This is a genomic window from Citrobacter sp. BIDMC107 (assembly GCF_001037575.1).
Lineage (GTDB): Bacteria > Pseudomonadota > Gammaproteobacteria > Enterobacterales > Enterobacteriaceae > Citrobacter > Citrobacter freundii.
In genome coordinates, this window is the sequence record NZ_KQ089848.1 from 1,933,242 (window position 1) to 1,952,477 (window position 19,236).

General features: G+C 52.6%; 21 protein-coding genes. 9 read left to right on the forward strand and 12 right to left on the reverse strand.

Going from position 1 to position 19,236, the window contains the following annotated elements:
• The first annotated feature begins 117 nt into the window (after nt 1-117).
• Together msrA and paeA are read left to right on the forward strand one after the other, a co-directional pair.
• Nucleotides 118-756, forward strand: a complete 639-nt coding sequence (gene msrA / locus SK39_RS08925; protein WP_003025715.1) for a peptide-methionine (S)-S-oxide reductase MsrA — start codon at nt 118-120, stop codon at nt 754-756.
• A gap of 274 nt (nt 757-1,030) precedes the next feature.
• Nucleotides 1,031-2,371, forward strand: coding sequence for a polyamine export protein PaeA (gene paeA / locus SK39_RS08930; protein WP_003025713.1), 1,341 nt, complete (start codon nt 1,031-1,033; stop codon nt 2,369-2,371).
• A 66-nt stretch (nt 2,372-2,437) separates the two neighbouring features.
• On the opposite strand, the gene SK39_RS08935 is transcribed toward paeA, so the two are convergent.
• Nucleotides 2,438-2,644: a DUF1107 domain-containing protein gene (locus tag SK39_RS08935; RefSeq protein WP_003025710.1), complete on the reverse strand. Its 207-nt coding sequence runs from the start codon at nt 2,642-2,644 to the stop codon at nt 2,438-2,440.
• 328 nt (nt 2,645-2,972) lie between these two features.
• Here SK39_RS08935 and SK39_RS08940 point away from each other — a divergent pair, with 328 nt between their 5' ends.
• Complete coding sequence (locus tag SK39_RS08940; RefSeq protein ID WP_003025707.1) at nt 2,973-3,530, forward strand: YtfJ family protein; 558 nt, start codon at nt 2,973-2,975, stop codon at nt 3,528-3,530.
• Here SK39_RS08940 and cysQ read toward each other — a convergent pair.
• Nucleotides 3,520-4,260, reverse strand: coding sequence for a 3'(2'),5'-bisphosphate nucleotidase CysQ (gene cysQ / locus SK39_RS08945; protein ID WP_003025705.1), 741 nt, complete (start codon nt 4,258-4,260; stop codon nt 3,520-3,522). The two genes, SK39_RS08940 and cysQ, sit on opposite strands and share 11 nt — an antisense overlap.
• A gap of 188 nt (nt 4,261-4,448) precedes the next feature.
• Here cysQ and cpdB point away from each other — a divergent pair, with 188 nt between their 5' ends.
• Nucleotides 4,449-6,392, forward strand: coding sequence for a 2',3'-cyclic-nucleotide 2'-phosphodiesterase (cpdB, locus tag SK39_RS08950; protein ID WP_048216926.1), 1,944 nt, complete (start codon nt 4,449-4,451; stop codon nt 6,390-6,392).
• A gap of 97 nt (nt 6,393-6,489) precedes the next feature.
• On the opposite strand, the gene SK39_RS08955 is transcribed toward cpdB, so the two are convergent.
• Nucleotides 6,490-6,870 (reverse strand): winged helix-turn-helix transcriptional regulator, encoded by a 381-nt coding sequence (locus SK39_RS08955; protein ID WP_003025698.1) that lies wholly within the window; start codon nt 6,868-6,870, stop codon nt 6,490-6,492.
• 90 nt (nt 6,871-6,960) lie between these two features.
• On the opposite strand from SK39_RS08955, the gene SK39_RS08960 reads away from it, so the two are divergent.
• The 3 genes from SK39_RS08960 to SK39_RS08970 all read left to right on the forward strand — a co-directional run bounded on the left by SK39_RS08960 (nt 6,961) and on the right by SK39_RS08970 (nt 9,757).
• Nucleotides 6,961-7,809 (forward strand): SDR family oxidoreductase, encoded by an 849-nt coding sequence (locus SK39_RS08960; protein WP_048216927.1) that lies wholly within the window; start codon nt 6,961-6,963, stop codon nt 7,807-7,809.
• 81 nt (nt 7,810-7,890) lie between these two features.
• The gene (locus SK39_RS08965; RefSeq protein WP_003025695.1) at nt 7,891-8,715 is read left to right on the forward strand and encodes an AraC family transcriptional regulator; all 825 of its coding nucleotides are present in this window, start codon (nt 7,891-7,893) and stop codon (nt 8,713-8,715) included.
• 76 nt (nt 8,716-8,791) lie between these two features.
• Nucleotides 8,792-9,757 carry a DMT family transporter gene (locus SK39_RS08970; protein WP_003025693.1) on the forward strand — a complete coding sequence of 322 codons (966 nt, stop codon included), beginning with the start codon at nt 8,792-8,794 and terminating at the stop codon, nt 9,755-9,757.
• A 63-nt stretch (nt 9,758-9,820) separates the two neighbouring features.
• On the opposite strand, the gene SK39_RS08975 is transcribed toward SK39_RS08970, so the two are convergent.
• Nucleotides 9,821-11,374, reverse strand: coding sequence for a methyl-accepting chemotaxis protein (locus SK39_RS08975; RefSeq protein ID WP_003844953.1), 1,554 nt, complete (start codon nt 11,372-11,374; stop codon nt 9,821-9,823).
• Nucleotides 11,375-11,619: 245 nt separating this feature from the next.
• On the opposite strand from SK39_RS08975, the gene ytfE reads away from it, so the two are divergent.
• The gene (ytfE, locus tag SK39_RS08980; RefSeq protein ID WP_003025690.1) at nt 11,620-12,282 is read left to right on the forward strand and encodes an iron-sulfur cluster repair protein YtfE; all 663 of its coding nucleotides are present in this window, start codon (nt 11,620-11,622) and stop codon (nt 12,280-12,282) included.
• Between the two features lie 83 nt (nt 12,283-12,365).
• Here the strand turns inward: ytfE and cycA are convergent, their stop codons facing one another.
• Together cycA and fklB are read right to left on the reverse strand one after the other, a co-directional pair.
• Nucleotides 12,366-13,775: a D-serine/D-alanine/glycine transporter gene (gene cycA, locus SK39_RS08985; RefSeq protein ID WP_003025688.1), complete on the reverse strand. Its 1,410-nt coding sequence runs from the start codon at nt 13,773-13,775 to the stop codon at nt 12,366-12,368.
• Nucleotides 13,776-14,083: 308 nt separating this feature from the next.
• On the reverse strand, nt 14,084-14,704 hold the full coding sequence (fklB, locus tag SK39_RS08990) for a BamJ family beta-barrel-assembly machinery protein (RefSeq protein ID WP_003025685.1): 621 nt from the start codon (nt 14,702-14,704) through the stop codon (nt 14,084-14,086).
• A gap of 219 nt (nt 14,705-14,923) precedes the next feature.
• Here fklB and SK39_RS08995 point away from each other — a divergent pair, with 219 nt between their 5' ends.
• A complete protein-coding gene (locus SK39_RS08995; protein ID WP_003025681.1) occupies nt 14,924-15,574 on the forward strand; it encodes a LysM-like peptidoglycan-binding domain-containing protein in 651 nt (216 codons plus the stop codon).
• A gap of 29 nt (nt 15,575-15,603) precedes the next feature.
• Here the strand turns inward: SK39_RS08995 and SK39_RS09000 are convergent, their stop codons facing one another.
• The 6 genes from SK39_RS09000 to SK39_RS09025 all read right to left on the reverse strand — a co-directional run bounded on the left by SK39_RS09000 (nt 15,604) and on the right by SK39_RS09025 (nt 19,032).
• Complete coding sequence (locus tag SK39_RS09000; protein ID WP_003844954.1) at nt 15,604-16,527, reverse strand: DMT family transporter; 924 nt, start codon at nt 16,525-16,527, stop codon at nt 15,604-15,606.
• 142 nt (nt 16,528-16,669) lie between these two features.
• Complete coding sequence (rplI, locus tag SK39_RS09005; RefSeq protein WP_003025676.1) at nt 16,670-17,119, reverse strand: 50S ribosomal protein L9; 450 nt, start codon at nt 17,117-17,119, stop codon at nt 16,670-16,672.
• 41 nt (nt 17,120-17,160) lie between these two features.
• Nucleotides 17,161-17,388 (reverse strand): 30S ribosomal protein S18, encoded by a 228-nt coding sequence (gene rpsR / locus SK39_RS09010; RefSeq protein ID WP_000135199.1) that lies wholly within the window; start codon nt 17,386-17,388, stop codon nt 17,161-17,163.
• Between the two features lie 4 nt (nt 17,389-17,392).
• A complete protein-coding gene (priB, locus tag SK39_RS09015) occupies nt 17,393-17,707 on the reverse strand; it encodes a primosomal replication protein N (protein WP_003025674.1) in 315 nt (104 codons plus the stop codon).
• Nucleotides 17,708-17,713: 6 nt separating this feature from the next.
• Nucleotides 17,714-18,109, reverse strand: a complete 396-nt coding sequence (rpsF, locus tag SK39_RS09020; protein ID WP_003025672.1) for a 30S ribosomal protein S6 — start codon at nt 18,107-18,109, stop codon at nt 17,714-17,716.
• 158 nt (nt 18,110-18,267) lie between these two features.
• Nucleotides 18,268-19,032, reverse strand: coding sequence for a TSUP family transporter (locus SK39_RS09025; protein WP_032937757.1), 765 nt, complete (start codon nt 19,030-19,032; stop codon nt 18,268-18,270).
• Between the last annotated feature and the right edge of the window lie 204 nt (nt 19,033-19,236).

Genomic DNA, 19,236 nt, shown 5'->3' on the forward strand with positions numbered 1-19,236 from the left:
GACGACAACCCAAATATTTCTTATGTTTAACTCTAGACGTATTCACGCCGTTTATTGTGGGCAAAGACGCGTCTCGTTACAACCTTAACCCAAATGACTGATTTCGGGAGAACGGCCATGAGTTTATTTGATAGAAAGCATCTTGTTACTCAAGCAGATGCTCTACCTGGACGCAACACCCCGATGCCAGTGGCAACGCTGCATGCGGTTAACCAACATTCGATGACCAACGTGCCCGACGGTATGGAGACCGCTTATTTCGCCATGGGATGTTTCTGGGGCGTTGAGCGTTTATTCTGGTCATTACCCGGGGTATACAGCACGGCAGCCGGATACACCGGCGGCTACACCCCAAACCCAACCTATCGGGAAGTGTGTTCTGGCGACACCGGGCATGCCGAAGCGGTACGCATCGTCTATGACCCGCATGTTATCAGCTACGAACAACTGCTGCAGGTGTTCTGGGAAAATCACGATCCGGCGCAGGGCATGCGTCAGGGGAACGACCAGGGTACGCAGTATCGCTCCGCCATTTACCCGTTAACGCCGGAACAAACCGCTGCCGCACAGGCCAGCCTTGAGCGTTTTCAGGCAGCTATGACCGCCGCAGGCGACGAGCGCACCATTACCACAGAAATCACTACGGCAACGCCTTTCTACTATGCCGAGGACGATCACCAGCAATATCTGCATAAAAATCCTTATGGATATTGTGGCATTGGCGGAATTGGCGTTTGCCTGCCGCCACAAGGATAATTTCCCCCCTCTGGCGACTTTACAGTACCTTACGCTATACTAGCTTCTGAAATTACCGGTCCACTCCCTTCGGACCGGTTTTCATTGAATATTCCATTGGATTTATACTCTATGGATTTCGAGTTGCAGGCAGGCGGCAAACTCGTGAATCCCCAGGAGCATAGATAACTATGTGACTGGGGTGAATGAGTGCAGCTAACGCACCTGCAGCTTGAAAGACGACGAGTATCAACTTCTCCCTTCCGAGGATCTGACCTGAACGGTCAGATAAGATATGTTAAACAGTATTTTAGTCATTCTCTGCCTGATCGCCGTGAGTGCGTTTTTCTCGATATCTGAGATCTCGCTTGCTGCATCACGCAAAATAAAACTTAAACTGCTTGCCGATGAAGGCAACGTAAACGCACAACGTGTTTTGAAGATGCAGGAAAACCCCGGCATGTTTTTTACCGTCGTGCAAATTGGCCTTAACGCGGTCGCCATTCTCGGCGGTATCGTCGGTGATGCAGCATTCTCCCCGGCGTTTTACAGCCTTTTCTCGAAGTACTTCGCTCCAGAGCTGTCCGAACAGTTAAGCTTTATTCTGTCATTCTCGCTGGTTACTGGCCTGTTCATCCTGTTCGCGGATTTAACCCCGAAACGCATCGGTATGATTGCGCCAGAAGCTGTGGCTTTGCGTATCATCAACCCGATGCGCTTCTGCCTGCTGGTCTTCCGCCCGCTGGTGTGGTTCTTTAACGGTCTGGCAAACAACATTTTCCGTCTGTTTAAGATCCCAATGGTGCGAAAAGACGACATCACCTCAGACGACATTTACGCCGTGGTCGAAGCCGGTGCGCTGGCGGGTGTTCTGCGCAAACAGGAGCATGAGCTGATTGAAAATGTGTTCGAACTGGAATCGCGTACCGTCCCGTCTTCAATGACCTCGCGCGAGAATATTATCTGGTTCGATCTCCATGAAGATGAGCAAAGCCTGAAGAACAAAGTGGCGGAACATCCGCACTCCAAATTCCTGGTGTGTAACGAAGATATCGACCACATCATTGGTTATGTCGATTCAAAGGATCTCCTCAACCGCGTACTGGCGAACCAAAGCATGGCGCTGAACAGCGGCGTACAGATCCGCAATACGCTGATCGTCCCGGACACGCTGACGCTCTCTGAAGCACTGGAAAGCTTCAAAACCGCAGGCGAAGACTTTGCCGTCATCATGAACGAGTATGCGCTGGTGGTGGGAATTATCACGCTTAACGACGTGATGACCACGCTGATGGGTGATTTAGTTGGCCAGGGTCTGGAAGAGCAGATTGTGGCGCGTGATGAGAACTCATGGTTGGTTGATGGCGGTACGCCGATTGATGACGTTATGCGCGTGCTGGATATCGACGAGTTCCCGCAGTCCGGCAACTATGAAACCATCGGCGGCTTTATGATGTTCATGCTGCGTAAAATCCCGAAACGCACCGACTCGGTGAAGTATTCTGGCTACAAATTTGAAGTGGTGGATATCGATAACTACAAGATCGATCAGCTGCTGGTGACGCGTCTGGACAGCAAACCTACAGTTCTGGTACCAAAACTGCCAGATGCAAAAGAAGAGGCAAAGGCGTCGTAACGCCTTACAGAAACATCAACGGCTCCTGTCCAGGAGCCGTTTTTTTAACTACTGCATAGCACTTGATCAAGCCATCTCAGTTTGCAGACGCAAGACCTGACGGTTAACTTCGGACATCACGGAAAAATGCAGCTTGTCCTTCACTTTTGGGATAAGAATCTTACCCTTATCAAATTCAAAAGCGCCTACATCCTTGATATATAACCGTCCACGAAACAGGATCTTCACGTACTTCGCCACCTGCAGCGGGTTGTATCGTTGGAAAATTTTCATTGTTGTCTCCTGCTGAGCATTACGCCTTTGCGGTACCACAATCGGTCCGACAATCCTCAGGCGCAAATTTTAATGCCCTATGACTATAGACTATCTCGTTGATGTTTCCAGCGTGTATAAGTTTATTTACCTTCAGGTTACAATTATTCAGAATTATCTTTTCAACGCTTCGCTGTCTTCAGTATAAGCCTTCATTTTTCGCAGGATTTGTGCGCCCGTCCGCAAACTGGCATCGCGCTTGCGGGAAAAAGCATCAATCGCACATATGATTAAATTCCAGACCCAAGTGGTCGGATCACCTGCAAAATAAAAGAAAGAAGGAAAACCTATGACCTTACGAAAACTGTTGGCGCTGTCGTTTCTGCTGCTGCCGATGATTGCCTCCGCACATAAGTTTGAGACTGACCAACGCGTACCACCGGTGGGGATCGCCGATCGCGGCGAACTGATTCTCGATAACGATAAGTTTAGCTACAAAAGCTGGAATAGCGCGCAGTTGCCTGGGAAAGTGCGAATTGTGCAACACATTGCCGGACGCACCTCCGCCAAAGAGAAAAATGCGACACTGATCGAGGCAATCAAAGCCGCCAACCTGCCGCACGACAAATACCAGACCACCACTATCGTCAACACAGATGACGCCATCCCCGGCTCCGGTATGTTTGTGCGCAGCAGTCTGGAGAGCAATAAGAAGCTCTACCCGTGGTCGCAATTCATTGTCGACAGCAATGGCATTGCGCGTAAAGCCTGGCAACTGGATGAAGAGAGCTCCGCTATCGTCGTACTCGACAAGGACGGACGCGTGCAGTGGGCAAAAGATGGCGCATTAACGCAGGAAGAGGTGCAGCAGGTAATTGCCCTGCTGCACAAATTGCTCAGTAAATAGATACGCGGAAGCCGGGGTTGAGGAACGATTCACGTGGGGTGTAATCCAGAGGTTTCCCCTGCCAGTCGTGAACGTGCGCTCCGGCTGCGGCGGCAACAGCGTGGCCCGCGGCGGTGTCCCATACGTTAGTGGGCCCAAAACGCGGGTACAGCTGTGCGTGCCCTTCCGCCACCAGGCAGAACTTCAACGATGAGCCAATCGACGTGGTCTGGTGCTCGCCCAACTGTTGCAGATACTCTTTTAATTCATTATCGGCATGCGAGCGGCTAATGACCACCAGCGGCGGACGCGCGTCACGAACCTGAATTTGTTTACGTACGCCGCACTCTTCTTTCCACGCTTTACCTTCTGCTGCGCTGTACATCACTTTCATTACCGGCGCGTAAACCACGCCCAGAACCGGCTTTCCTTTCTCGATCAGCGCAATATTGACGGTAAATTCACCGTTACGCTTAATGAACTCTTTGGTCCCGTCCAGCGGGTCCACCAGCCAGTAGCGCTGCCAGTGCTGGCGAACATCCCAGCCAGGAGGCGCCTCTTCAGACAGAACCGGAATATCCGGCGTCAGCGCCAGTAATCCCTCGAGGATCACCTTGTGCGCGGCGATATCCGCCGCCGTGACCGGAGAATCATCCTGCTTGCTGGTAATCTCCATCGGTTTGATTCCATCGTAGACCTGCATAATGGCATCGCCCGCGTTCCGTGCAAGCTGGCATACATGTTCTAGCATTCTCCACCTCGTTTCTGTCAGTGGTGTTAACTCGTTGTTTTACTTATACCCGATCGTCAGGGGATCCGCCAACTGTGATAGCGTCTGCGGTTTTAAACGCTATATTCATGTCATGATTCACAGTTCTGTAAGCAAGAAGATTTATATACATTTTCTTTTGTGGCTTAGATCTTAAAAGGATGCCCCTGATGATTAAGTTTAGTGCAACGCTTCTGGCAACGCTGATTGCAGCCAGCGTCAATGCCGCGACCGTCGATCTGCGTATAATGGAAACCACTGATTTGCATAGCAATATGATGGATTTCGATTATTACAAAGATACACCGACTGAAAAATTCGGTTTGGTACGTACGGCAAGTCTTATCAACGCTGCGCGTGGAGAAGTCAAAAACAGCGTGCTGGTTGATAATGGCGATCTGATTCAGGGCAGCCCGCTCGGGGATTACATGGCGGCCAAAGGGCTGAAAGCGGGCGAAACTCACCCGGTATATAAGGCGCTGAATACCCTGGATTACGCGGTGGGTAACCTCGGCAACCATGAATTCAACTACGGTCTTGAGTATCTGCACAACGCGCTGGCAGGGGCGAAGTTCCCTTACGTTAACGCCAATATCATCGACGTTAAGACCAAAAAGCCGCTATTTACGCCTTATCTGATCAAAGACACTGAGGTTGTCGACAAAGAAGGGAAAAAGCAGACGCTGAAGATTGGCTATATCGGTTTTGTGCCACCGCAGATTATGACCTGGGATAAAGCCAACCTCAGCGGTAAAGTGACGGTGAACGACATTACGGAAACTGCACGCAAATACGTTCCCGAAATGCGAGAAAAAGGAGCCGATGTCGTGGTGGTAGTTGCTCACTCCGGGCTTTCTGCCGACCCGTATCAAACCATGGCGGAAAACTCCGTTTATTACCTCAGTGAAGTCCCAGGCGTGGATGCCATTATGTTTGGCCACGCTCACGCCGTTTTCCCTGGTAAAGACTTTGCCAACATCAAAGGTGCAGATATCGCAAAAGGTACGCTGAATGGGGTTTCGGCGGTAATGCCGGGTATGTGGGGCGATCATCTGGGGGTGGTGGATTTAGTGCTGAATAACGACAGCGGTAAATGGCAGGTCACCCAGGCGAAAGCCGAAGCACGTCCGATTTATGACGCGGCAGCGAAAAAATCACTGGCAGCAGAAGACAAAAAAATCGTTGAGATCCTGAAAGCCGATCACGACGCCACGCGTGAGTTTGTCAGCAAACCGATCGGTAAATCCGCCGACAATATGTACAGCTATCTGGCGCTGGTACAGGATGACCCGACCGTACAGGTGGTGAACAACGCGCAGAAAGCCTATGTGGAACACTTTATTCAGGGCGATCCGGATCTGGCAAAACTACCGGTACTTTCCGCCGCCGCGCCGTTTAAGGTCGGTGGGCGTAAGAACGATCCGGCAAGCTTTGTAGAAGTCGAAAAAGGCCAGTTAACCTTCCGTAACGCCGCTGATTTGTATCTCTATCCCAACACTCTGGTGGTGGTGAAAGCCAGCGGTAAAGAGGTGAAAGAGTGGCTGGAATGTTCCGCCGGGCAGTTCAATCAGATTGATATCCACAGCAGCAAACCACAGTCGTTGATTAACTGGGACGGCTTCCGTACCTATAATTTCGACGTGATTGATGGCGTGAATTATCAGATTGATGTTTCACAACCCGCCCGCTACGACGGGGAATGTCAGACCATTAATCCGAAAGCGGAACGTATTAAAAATCTGACCTTTAACGGCAAACCAATCGATCCGAATGCTACCTTCCTCGTCGCGACCAACAACTACCGCGCCTACGGCGGTAAGTTTGCCGGAACCGGCGACAACCACATCGCGTTTGCTTCTCCGGATGAAAACCGCTCGGTGCTGGCCGCGTGGATTGGTGCGGAGACGAAGCGTGCCGGTGAAATTCATCCGGCGGCAGATAACAACTGGCGTCTGGCGCCAATTCACAGCGATACGCCATTGGATATTCGCTTTGAAACATCACCGTCTGATAAAGCCGCGGCGTTTATTAAAGAGAAAGGCCAGTATCCGCTGAAAAAAGTCGCGACCGATGACATCGGTTTCGCCATTTACCAGCTGGATTTAAGTAAGTAATTTTCGTGCCGGATGCGACGCAATAGCGTCTTATCCGGCCTACGAGTCGAAATAATCTGTAGGCCGGATAAGGCGTTAGCCGCCATCCGACAATACTTTACGCCGCCCGCTCTTCCCGCTGCGCTAAAACCTGCGGCAAATTCAGTTCTATCCAGTCCGCCAGCGCGGCGACTTTATCGCTCACCTGCTCACCCAACGGCGTCAAACTATATTCCACGTGCGGCGGTACTACCGGATATGACACCCGATTGATAAACCCGTCCTGCTCTAACGCTTGCAGGGATTGCGCCAGCATCTTTTCACTGACCCCGCCCATCTTACGGCGCAAATCGCTGAAACGGTGCGTACCGTCGCGCAGCGCCACCAGAATCAACACGCCCCATCGACTGGTGACGTGTTTTAACACCTCGCGGGAGGGACACTGTTCGGCAAACAAGTTGCCATCGCGTAACTGCTGGGAGAGCGTCGAAGCTGTCATTTTCATACTAACCTTTTTGTACGTACTTACTAAAAGTAAGTTTAGGTGTTAGCGTGATTAAACACAAGACCAATACCAAGGAGTCACCCCATGATCGCGATTACCGGCGCCACCGGCCAACTGGGCCAACACGTTATTGAATCTCTGCTGAAAACCGTTCCTGCCAGCCAGATTGTGGCAATCGTGCGTAATCCCGCTAAAGCGACGGCGCTTAGTCAGCAGGGCATTACCGTTCGTCAGGCGGATTACAGCGATGAAGCCGCCTTTACAACTGCCTTACAGGATATCGACAAGCTACTGCTGATCTCCTCCAGCGAAGTGGGACAACGTGCCCCGCAGCATCGCAACGTGATTAATGCAGCGAAAGCCGCTCACGTGAAATTTATCGCCTACACCAGCCTGCTGCACGCCGACACCTCTCCGCTGGGGCTGGCTGATGAGCATGTGGCAACCGAGCAGATGCTGGCTGAATCCGGTATCGCCTACGCGCTACTGCGTAACGGCTGGTACACCGAAAACTATCTCGCCAGCGCACCGGCTGCTCTGGAACATGGCGTGTTTATCGGGGCTGCAGGTGAAGGCAAAATTGCCTCAGCGACCCGCGCCGACTATGCCGCTGCCGCCGCGCGCGTCATCAGTGAAGACGGTCACGCCGGTAAAACCTATGAGCTGGCGGGCGACGCAGGCTGGACCCTGAGTCAGTTGGCTGCCGAGCTGGCAAAACAGAGTGGTAAAAAAGTGGTGTATCAGAACCTGAGCGAAGCTGATTTTGCCGCCGCGCTAAAAGGTGTAGGTCTGCCTGCCGGACTGGCGGACATGCTGGCTGACTCAGACACTGGCGCCTCCAAAGGCGGTCTGTTCGACGACAGCCATACGCTGAGCAAACTGATTGGTCGCCCGACCACCTCGCTGGCTGACAGCGTCAAAGGCATCGTGTAAGTGTTAAAAATTAGTTAATTGTGGTGGCATCCCCACGCATCCTCTCTGATAATGACAGGATGATGCGTGGGGAGAGAAAACGTGCAAGGTGTACCTGAGCAGTTTATTGATGAGAAAGACAGCGCCCGCTTTCGCCATCTGGCGCAGGTGCCGGGCGTAGAGCTGTATCATGCGCACATCTCACGTTACGCCTTTGAGCCGCACACACATGAAGCATTCGGCATTGGCGCGATAGAAGCCGGAGCCGAACGTTTTCGTTATCGCGGCACGCAGTACGTGGCCCCCGCCCATTCCGTCGTCACCATGAATCCCGATGAGCTGCACACCGGCGAGGCCGAAACCGCCGATGGCTGGCGCTATCGGATGATTTATCTTGAGCCCGATCTTCTGGAAGAGGTCACTGGGATCCGCCACTGGTGGTTTCATGACGTAACGCGTCACGATCCGCTGCGCTCGCGCCAGATCTGCTCGCTGATCCACGGCCTGTGGAACACGGAAGATCCGCTGGCGCAAAAAGGACTATTGCTCGATCTGATCGACACGTTCCAGCCGCTGGCCCGCCATGCACCGGTATTGCCGGAGGGGGCGCATCGCTTTGAACGAGTACGCGAGTATCTGCACGATAATTATATGCATCCGGTCACGCTCGACGAGCTGGCGCGGGTTGCATCGCTGAGTCCCTGGCATTTTCAGCGCCAGTTTAAATCTCATTTCCACGTCACGCCGCACCAGATGTTGATGGCGATCCGCCTGTGGCGAGCCAAAGGTTTTCTCACTTGCGGTATGCCCGCCGCAGAGGTCGCCGCCGCAACCGGCCTCACCGACCAGTCGCATCTCACCCGCGCGTTTACCCATCGCTACGGCATTACGCCAGTGCGTTATCAGAAACAAGTCGTCCGGCGTTGATCAGCAATCTCATACAATACGGCGGCATTTTTCCTGCCTACACTCGACGTATTATTAAGCGATGTGGATATCAAAAATGATTAGCGGTGTGTTGTATGCCCTGCTGGCCGGGCTGATGTGGGGATTAATTTTTGTTGGACCGCTGATCGTACCGGAATACCCGGCGGTATTGCAGTCGATGGGGCGCTATCTGGCGCTGGGGCTGATCGCATTGCCGATTGCCTGGCTGGGACGTGTGCGCCTGCGTCAACTCGGGCGGAAAGACTGGGTAACTGCGCTGACGCTAACAATGATGGGGAATCTGATTTATTACGTTTGCCTGGCAAGCGCCATCCAGCGCACCGGCGCACCGGTCTCCACGATGATTATTGGTACATTGCCGGTGGTAATCCCGGTCTTCGCTAACCTCCTCTACAGCCAGCGTGACGGCAAATTATCATGGTGGCGTTTGTCGCCTGCGCTGGTGTTGATTGGTATAGGCCTGCTGTGCGTGAATATCTCGGAGCTGAATCAGGGACTCCCTGACTTTAGCGGCTGGCGATATGGCTCTGGCATCGCACTGGCGCTGATTTCGGTGGTGTGTTGGGCGTGGTATGCGCTGCGTAATGCCCGCTGGCTGCGCGAGAATCCGGATAAGCACCCGATGATGTGGGCGACGGCTCAGGCTCTGGTAACGCTGCCTGTTTCTCTGCTCGGCTATATTGCCGCCTGCCTGTGGCTGAACGGGCAAACGCCGGACTTCGCTCTGCCCTTCGGTCCGCGTCCAGCCGTGTTTATCGGCCTGATGATAGCCATTGCGGTATTGTGTTCTTGGGTTGGCGCACTGTGCTGGAACGTCGCCAGCCAGAAGCTGCCGACAGTGATCCTCGGCCCGTTGATTGTCTTCGAAACGCTGGCTGGCCTGCTGTACACCTTTATACTGCGCCAGGAATTTCCACCGTTGCTGACGGTAAGCGGTATTACGCTGCTGATGGTTGGGGTAGTGATAGCCGTCAGAGCCAAGCCGCAGAAACCCAGCGTCATGGTGGTTTCACAATCATAATGTGCCGGATGGTGCTCCGCTTATCCGGCCTACTGGATAATATCTTGTAGGCCGGAGCAGACGTTAAACTTTAAACACCGCCACCGTCTGGTTCAACCGTGCGGCCTGCTCTTCGAGCGCGGCTGCGGCGGAAGCGGATTCCTCCACCAGCGAGGCGTTTTGCTGCGTGACGCGATCCATCTCAGCCACCGCCTGACCGACCTGATCGATACCCCGACTCTGTTCATCAGAGGCCGACGCAATTTCTCCCATAATATCGGTAACCTGGGTGACGGCACTGACAATTTCCGCCATCGTCTCACCCGCCTCATGCACCAGCGCCGTACCGGCATTGACCCGATTCCCTGAGTCATCAATCAACGCCTTAATTTCTTTTGCCGCCTGAGCGCTACGCTGCGCCAGCGTGCGCACCTCACCTGCGACTACAGCAAAGCCACGCCCCTGTTCGCCAGCGCGCGCCGCTTCTACCGCCGCGTTCAGCGCCAGGATGTTGGTCTGGAAAGCAATGCCGTCGATAACAGTGGTAATTTGCGCAATTTTGCTGGAACTGGTGGCGATTTCATCCATCGTACGCACCACGCCATCAACCACGGTCCCGCCTTTCTGCGCCGTCTGCGAAGCATTTTTTGCCAGACTGGTCGCCTGACGCGCGTTATCTGCGTTCTGTCTCACGGTTGCGGTAAGTTGTTCCATGCTGGCTGCAGTCTCCTCCAGAGAGGCGGCCTGCTGTTCGGTACGTGAAGAGAGATCGTTACTGCCAGCGGCAATTTCACCCGCGCCGGTATAGATGGTGTCAGCCCCGTCACGCACCACGCTGACCGTGTTCGCCAGCGCCTGCTGCATGTCGCGGACGTTGCCTGCCAGCAGCGCCATTTCATTACTGCCATCGGCGTTGATGCGGTGAGTCAAATCACCTGCGGCAATATGGCGAATATGTCCCATCACCTCGTGGAGCGGCTTGAGCAGCACTCGCTGCATCGCCAGCCAACTGGCGATAATTACGGTGACGACAATCAGCATCACCGCGGACAGTAGCCAGATTATCTTCTGGTAGTCACTCTCATTGTCCTGTACCCCGGCAGTGGCCAGCGCCGTTTGCGCGCTACGCCATTCCCGATAAACTTCCTGCATGGCCGTTTGCTTTTGCTCGGCGTTCTGCTTGAACATCTCTTCCAGCTTTCCTTCAGCCAGCAGCGCGTTCATTTTTGCCAGCGTCGCAGAATAGATGCCGTACTGTTCTTCCAGTCGATCGGCCAGATGCTCATCCAGCCCCGGCGTTTCCGGTAGAGCGTAGTATTTATCGTAATGCTCTTTCGATTCGGCCAACAGGCGATTTGCTGTGTTCACCAGCTCCTTCAACTGACCGCCGTTAATCTCGCTAGCCATCGTTCCCTGTAAACGCAGCATGCCCCGGTTGAGCGTGACGCGAGCCTGGTTCAGGCTAATCCACGCATCGGTAAACTCGGCCACATTCTGGCTGGAAAGTTGAGACACGTTAAAGTTCTGCTTATCGTTATTGAGCGCGCCAATAAAGACGCCCGCAGAGATGAGCTGCATTGCGCCCAGGGCGAGTAACACGGTGATAAGTAAGGTTATCACTTTGATTCGTTTGAACATCTGTAGCCTTTTTATTATGCAGGTATTGTCTGAGGTCTAACTATCGGCAGCGGCGTGCGCTTATTTAATCCTGTCGAGCCGCTTTTTTCGCCGCCCCTCACCTTTCCAATAAGATTCAGCACCTTAACGAAATAAGAAATTTTCGTGACGTTCATCACAAAACACCCCACCCCGAAAGGGTTATATCCTTCGCCATAAGTTGTATTTAAAATACATCTTATATTATTGAGAATGAGGTAACGGCAATGTCTTATCGCGATCAACCTTTAGGTGAACTGGCGCTCTCTATTCCTCGCGCTTCGGCCCTGTTTCGTAAATACGATATGGATTACTGCTGCGGCGGTAAGCAAACGCTGGCACGCGCTGCCGCGCGTAAAGAGCTGGATTTAGACGTTATTGAGGCGCAGCTTGCGCAGCTGGCTGAACAGCCGCTGGAGAAAGACTGGCGTACCGTGGCTCTGGCTGAAATCATCGACCATATCATCGTGCGTTATCACGACAGACACCGCGAACAGCTGCCGGAGCTGATCCTGCAGGCCACAAAAGTTGAACGCGTTCACGCAGACAAACCGAACGTACCGCGCGGTCTGGCGAAAAACCTGACCATGCTGCATGAAGAGCTGTCCAGCCACATGATGAAAGAAGAGCAGATCCTGTTCCCGATGATCAAACAGGGCATGGGTAGCCAGGCGATGGGGCCAATCAGCGTGATGGAAAGCGAACATGACGATGCGGGTGAACTGGTGGAAGTGATCAAACACATCACCCACAACGTGACGCCGCCGCCAGAAGCCTGCACCACCTGGAAAGCCATGTATAACGGCATTAACGAAATGATCGATGACCTGATGGAACACATCAGCCTGGAAAACAATGTGTTGTTCCCGCGTGCCCTCGCAGGTGAATAAAAAAAGGCGCCCGAGAGCGCCTTCCTGAAGTCCGAATTCGGCCACTGCTTATGTGGCCTTTTTTGTGTCCGATATGACAACGCTTAACGCATACCCGCCATACGTTTCTTACCGATAAACAACCAGCCCAGACCCAGCGCGATGAACCACAGCGGCGTCACCATCAACGCCTGACGAGTATCATCTTCCAGCGTCAGCAGTACCAGTACGAAGACGAAGAACGCCATACATACCCAGCACATCAGCTTGCCTAACGGCATCTTGTAGATTGATTTTTCATGCAGGTGAGGACGTTGCTTGCGGTACACCAGGTACGAGCAAAGAATGATGGTCCAGACGAACATGAACAGAATCGCCGACACGGTGGTGATCATGGTGAACGCGCCAATCACGCTCGGGTTCACGTACAGCATCACCACGCCGCCCAACAGACAGATACAGGAGAAGGTTAACCCCTTCGCCGGAACTGCGCGTTTAGACAGCTTGGCAAATGCTTTCGGTGCAACGCCTTCCTGCGCCAGGCCGAACAGCATACGGCTGGTAGAGAACACGCCGCTGTTTGCGGAAGAGGCAGCTGAAGTCAGAACCACAAAGTTGATCAGGCTCGCCGCAGCAGGCAGACCAACCAGCACAAACAGTTCAACGAATGGGCTCTTGGTTGGTACTACCGAGCTCCACGGCGTTACGGACATAATCACGATCAGCGCGAACACGTAGAACATGATAATACGGATTGGAATCGAGTTAATGGCGCGCGGCAGAGATTTCTCAGGATCCTTGGTTTCCGCAGCGGTCGTTCCCACCAGCTCAATACCCACAAACGCGAACACCGCTATCTGGAAGCCGGCAAAGAAGCCGCTCAGACCTTTCGGGAACCAGCCACCGTCATTCCACAGATGCGTGAACGATGCCTGAACGCCGGTTGGCGACTGGAAGTGCGTCAGCACCATCACCAGACCGACGACAATCAGGCCGATGATGGCGACGATTTTGATCATCGCAAACCAGAACTCCATCTCACCGAACATTTTTACGGTGGCGAGGTTGAGGCTCAGCAGCAGCACAATCACCGCCAGCGAGGCGACCCAGTCTGACAGTTCGGGGAACCAGAATTGCGCATACGCGGTAATCGCGACAACGTCTGCCATCCCAGTAACGACCCAGCAGAACCAGTAGGTCCAGCCGGTAAAATACCCGGCCCACGGCCCGAGCAGGTCGGAGGCGAAATCACTAAACGATTTGTACTCCAGATTCGAGAGCAGCAATTCACCCATTGCCCGCATCACGAAAAACAGCATAAAACCGATGATCATATATACAAAGATGATCGACGGTCCGGCGAGACTGATGGTTTTACCGGAGCCCATAAACAGGCCAGTACCGATAGCACCACCAATAGCAATAAGTTGAATATGACGGTTTGTGAGATTGCGCCGTAGCGACTGTTCAGACGACGCCTCTTCAGCGGTGTCGACTTTTACCTGATCTACCATGTTTTTTCTTCCTGTACCTGTCTGTGTTGTTCAGGCTCTACGGCCTTTAGTGTGTCTATGATACGACGATCCTGTTATCAGGACTCATCGATATTAGGTAAGAATTGGCGGGATGAATACTAAGATTTAGATATAATGTTAATTTAATGTTTAAAGTGAGTGTCATATCACTCTGATAGCGCGAATCAGCTCACAAAAATACACGCTGATGCGGCATTTGCAAGATAAAATATCGACAACGACGTAACTATAGCTTTTCACGCTATTTTTTTGCTCCCCCCGGCCTCGGGGGGAACAGAAGTCACTGCTTACAGGATCTCAAGCAGCTCAACGTCGAACACCAGCGTGCTGAACGGAGGAATGGACGCGCCAGCACCACGCTCGCCGTAAGCCAGTTCCTGAGGAATAGTCAGTTCCCATTTCGAACCTACCGGCATCAGGGTCAGTGCTTCAATCCAGCCAGGGATTACGCCGTTAACCGGGAATTCAGCCGGTTCGCCACGTGCGACAGAGCTGTCAAACACGGTACCGTCGATCAGTTTACCGGTATAATGCACGCGAACGCGGTCAGTACGCGCCGGAATAGCCCCTTCGCCCTGAGTCAGAACACGGAACTGCAAACCGGATTCAGTGCTGTTCACACCCTCTTTCTCACGGTTTTCTTCCAGATATTTGACGCCATCAGCCGCCATAGCCTGGAAGCGTTCGCGACGTACTGCATCAGCGCGTTCATGGATTTCACGCAGCGCGCGATGCACAACATCAACCGGCACTGCCGGGTGCTTACCTTCCAGCGCGTCAGCGATACCCGCTACCAGCGCTTCAGGCAACAGTCCTTCCAGTCCGGATTCGCTCAGCTGTTGTCCTACCTGCAAACCAATGCCGTAGCTTGCTTGCGCTTCGATAGTGTCAAAAGTCGGGTTAGCCATCATATTTCCTTTCATCGGATGTAAAGTAGCGGGCAGCATATCAGCCATGCCGCATCCGGTAAAACTTTGTCTCGGGAACAGATGACAAATCGCGAGGAAACATAAACAATAGGAATATCCCGCGTTGACGTCACGAAAGCGGGTAATATGACGAACATCATAGCGTTAGCCATCTATACTCTATGATCGAGGAACGAGACGCGGAGCAGGAGGAAAGCCATGCCCGGGCGCTTTGAATTAAAACCAACCCTGGCGAAAATCTGGCATGCACCGGACAATTTTCGCATTATGGATCCGCTACCGCCTATGCACCGCCGCGGCATTATTATTGCTGCTATCGTGCTGGTGATAGGTTTCCTGCTTCCTTCCAGTGACACCAGCGATGCCCCTGTGGTGACGCGTACTGCCCAGCTGGATTTACAGTCACAGTCGCAGCCACCAACCGAGGCTCAGCTACAGGCACAGTTAGTCGCCCCGCAAAACGATCCCGGCCAGGTCGCTCCGGTTGCTCCAGAGCCAATCCAGGAAGGAGAACCTGATGCGCAGCCGCAGGCGCAGCAATCTCAGCCGCAGACGCAACCTTTCCAACAGGATAGCGGAATTGAGCAACAGTGGCGCTCTTATCGCGTAGACTCGGGCAAAACGCTGGCCCAGGTCTTCCGTGACCATAACCTCCCGCCAACCGATGTGTATGCAATGGCGCAGGTTGAAGGCGCGGGAAAACCGCTAAGCAACCTGAAAGACGGTCAGATGGTGCAGATCAGGCAGAATGCCAATGGCGTGGTGACGGGATTAACCATTGATACCGGGAATGGCCAGCAGGTTCTGTTTACCCGCCAGCCAAACGGCAGTTTTATTCGCGCCCGTTAAGCGGCGCCATCAGGCATCAAGGTGAAGCGTCAGCGCTTCACCTTATTCACCCACCAGATCCCCGAACAGACCAGCACCAGCGCCAGTGCGTATTTCCATTCGAGAATGTTTTCGCCGAGGAATATCGCCGACAGCACCGCCCCCGAAACCGGGATCAGGAAGTTAAACGGCGCAATCATCCCCACACGATTATGCTTGAGCAGAATACTCCACAAGGCAAAGGCGACCGAAGAGAGTAACGTCAGGTAGCCCAGAATTGCTACCGAAGACGCACCGTGTACGGTCAGCGTGCCGCCAAAAGCGTAGCCACCGATAACCAACGCCAGACCGCCACCGCCCAACTGGTACCCTGTCATTACCGTCGGGTCCACCGTCTGAGAAATACGTTTTCCATATAGCGTGGCAGCAGAAAGAATAAAGGCCGCCATCACTACTGAGCCGTCTCCTAACAGGCTAAAACTAAAATCCATTCCGCTGCTAAAGTTCACTACCATCACCCCAGCAAAGCCGAGGATACAGCCCAGCGCTTTGTTGTAGCTCAGTTTGTCATTATGGTAGATAAAATGGGCCAGTAGCACGCTGAAGAAGGTCCCGGTCGCATTCATGATGGACCCTTTCACCCCCGTCGTGAAAGCCAGGCCAATATAGAAGAAGATGTATTGCAGCGAGGTTTGCGTCAGCCCCAACAGCGTGAGTTGGCCGTACTGACGCGGGCTTAACCGACCAATCGGTTTTCGCTGCGCCATCGCCAGCATTAGCAGCAATATTCCCGCAAACAGAAAGCGATATCCGGCAAAGACAATCTTTGAGGGAATGTCATCCGTGGCAATCTGGAAGATCTCATATCCGCTTTTGATCGCCGGATAGGCGCTCCCCCACAGCAGGCAGCAGAACGCCGCGCTCAGATAGACAACATTTTTACGCGCAAACAGAGGTTGGTGCGTTGGTTCCATTCCATCACCACTTTGAAATAATGTTTTATTTTTGTGATTATCCCGAAAAGGATAAAGAATAGCCAGAGAGAAAAGCGGGGGAACAGAAAAGCAAAACGCCGGCACAGGGCCGGCGCTTTTACGCGGTCATCAGAATAAAAACTTATTCTGCAACTACGTTTACAGTCAGCTTAGCAAACACTTCGCTGTGAACCTGGAAGCTCACTTCGTGCTCACCAGTGGTACGCAGAACGCCGTTCGGCAGACGAACTTCGCTCTTAGCTACTTCAACGCCAGCTGCAGTTACAGCGTCAGCGATGTCGCGAGTACCGATGGAACCGAACAGTTTACCTTCGTCGCCAGCTTTAGACGCGATGGTTACGGTTTCCAGTGCGTTGATTTTCTCAGCACGAGCTTCAGCAGCGGACAGAACGTCAGCCAGTTTAGCTTCCAGCTCAGCGCGACGCGCTTCGAAAAATTCAACGTTTTTCTTGGTAGCAGGAACAGCTTTACCCTGTGGTACCAGGAAGTTACGAGCATAGCCCGCTTTAACGTTAACCTGATCACCCAGGCTACCCAGGTTTGCTACTTTATCAAGCAGAATAACTTGCATTACCTTATCCTCTCAAAGTCGTATTAATGGACCGTGACCGATTACTGATGACGATCAGTGTACGGCAGCAGGGACAGGTAGCGAGCGCGTTTGATAGCGCGAGCCAGCTGACGCTGGTATTTTGCACGGGTACCGGTGATACGGCTTGGGACAATCTTACCGCTTTCGGTGATGTAGTTTTTCAGCGTAGCGATATCTTTATAGTCGATCTCTTGAACGCCTTCCGCGGTGAAACGGCAGAACTTGCGACGACGGAAATAACGTGCCATATGGCTAGTCTCCAGAATCTATCAATTCAATCTGCTCGGCATGCAGAACCATTTTGCTCAGGCCGTTCTTTGCCTTGTGGCAAGAGATGAACCCCTGAACGGTCACTGCGCTACCGACCGTTATACTGTGAGTAATGGCCTGGTTTTCGTGTCCGCTAATAATAACGGGCATTTGGCACCACGCCTGCCGGTGAAACCCGGCTTCCTCCTGCACAGAACGATGCTCAAGCACGAACTGGCAATGAGGAATTCCTGATGGACTGACCTTTCGAAGGGGAGCCCTGCACACGGTGCCGGACAACGCCAGACGGTTGGTCATCAGAAATTACTCTTCAGAATCCCCAGCTTCAGCATCATCTGCGGTTTCGTTAGCGAAATCATCGCGACGCTCACGGCGCTCGTCTTTCGCTTTAACCATCGGAGATGCTTCGGTAACAGCGTGTTTAGTACGCATAACCATGCTGCGGATAACGGCATCGTTGAAGCGGAAGGTAGTTTCCAGCTCATCGATCACTTCCTGCGGCGCTTCAACGTTCATCAGAACGTAGTGAGCTTTGTGCAGTTTGTTGATCGGGTAAGCCAGCTGACGGCGGCCCCAGTCTTCCAGACGGTGGATCGTGCCTTCTGCACCAGTGATGGCAGCAGTGTAGCGTTCGATCATACCCGGAACCTGTTCGCTCTGGTCAGGATGGACCATAAAAACGATTTCGTAATGACGCATCGAATTGCTCCTTACGGATTATTCAGCCTCCTGTCTGGGTCAGCCGAGGCCCATGGAGGCAAGGAACGTGTTAAAGGTCGGCTGAAAAATGACGCGTCATAATACTGGGGTCAGCAGTTAAACTCAAGGTGCTTGTACGATTATTTATCATGTCGCCATTAATACATATCCAGCAGCATTTTGACGCTGATACAAATAGAGACGATGACAATCATGGGTCGGATGACTTTCTTGCCGCGCGTCAGTACGACTGTCGCACCCAGACGTGCGCCAAGGGATTGCCCGACAAACATCACCAGCCCCAGCGACCAGATCATTTTACCGCCGAAAATGAAGAACAGAATCGAGGCAATGTTCGACGCCAGGTTGATAAAATTCGAGTGGATTTGCGCTTTATCGATACTGTACCCCCACAGCAGGATATAGCAGAGCGTATAAAAGGAGCCGGCCCCGGCACCGAGAAAACCATCATAAAACCCAATACCTCCCCCGCAGATCAACGAGAAGAGAAACAGGGATACCTGCTGCTTCCTTTTCGGTTCGCTAAGATTAGGCGCAGAAATAAAGTAGATAGCGACCGCGATAATCAGGATCGGCAGCAGTTTCTTCAACACGTCCGGTTCAATAAACTGGATAAGCGTTGTGCCCATCGCAGAACCGATAAAGGCAGATAAAAAGACATATTTGTGCTCCTGCACATTAATATGTCCCCGGCGTAAAAAGTAAATTCCGGAGGTTAGCGAGCTACCCAGTGCCTGAATTTTATTGGTTGCCAGCGCATTAGCCGGGGGTAAACCAGAAATTAAGAGAGCGCCAATAGAGAGAAAACCACCGCCGCCCGACACCACGTTAATAAAGCCAGCCACCAGCGCGACCATAAACATAATCACGAAATAGCTGAAATCCATGAATGAAGTATCCATAAGTTTTTACCTAATTATCATAAAGTTATATTAATTATCTGGCTCACTATAAACGGCGTACTCACCCGATTAAATTGACTATTTGGTAAGAGCTTATGCGCGTAAGGCAGGTATTTTTAACCGTAGCGGAAGGCATCAGCTGATTGTTAATTAAAGAAAAGATGGCTTTGCGGTAATTTTTTGAACAATTGCATCAGAAATGGT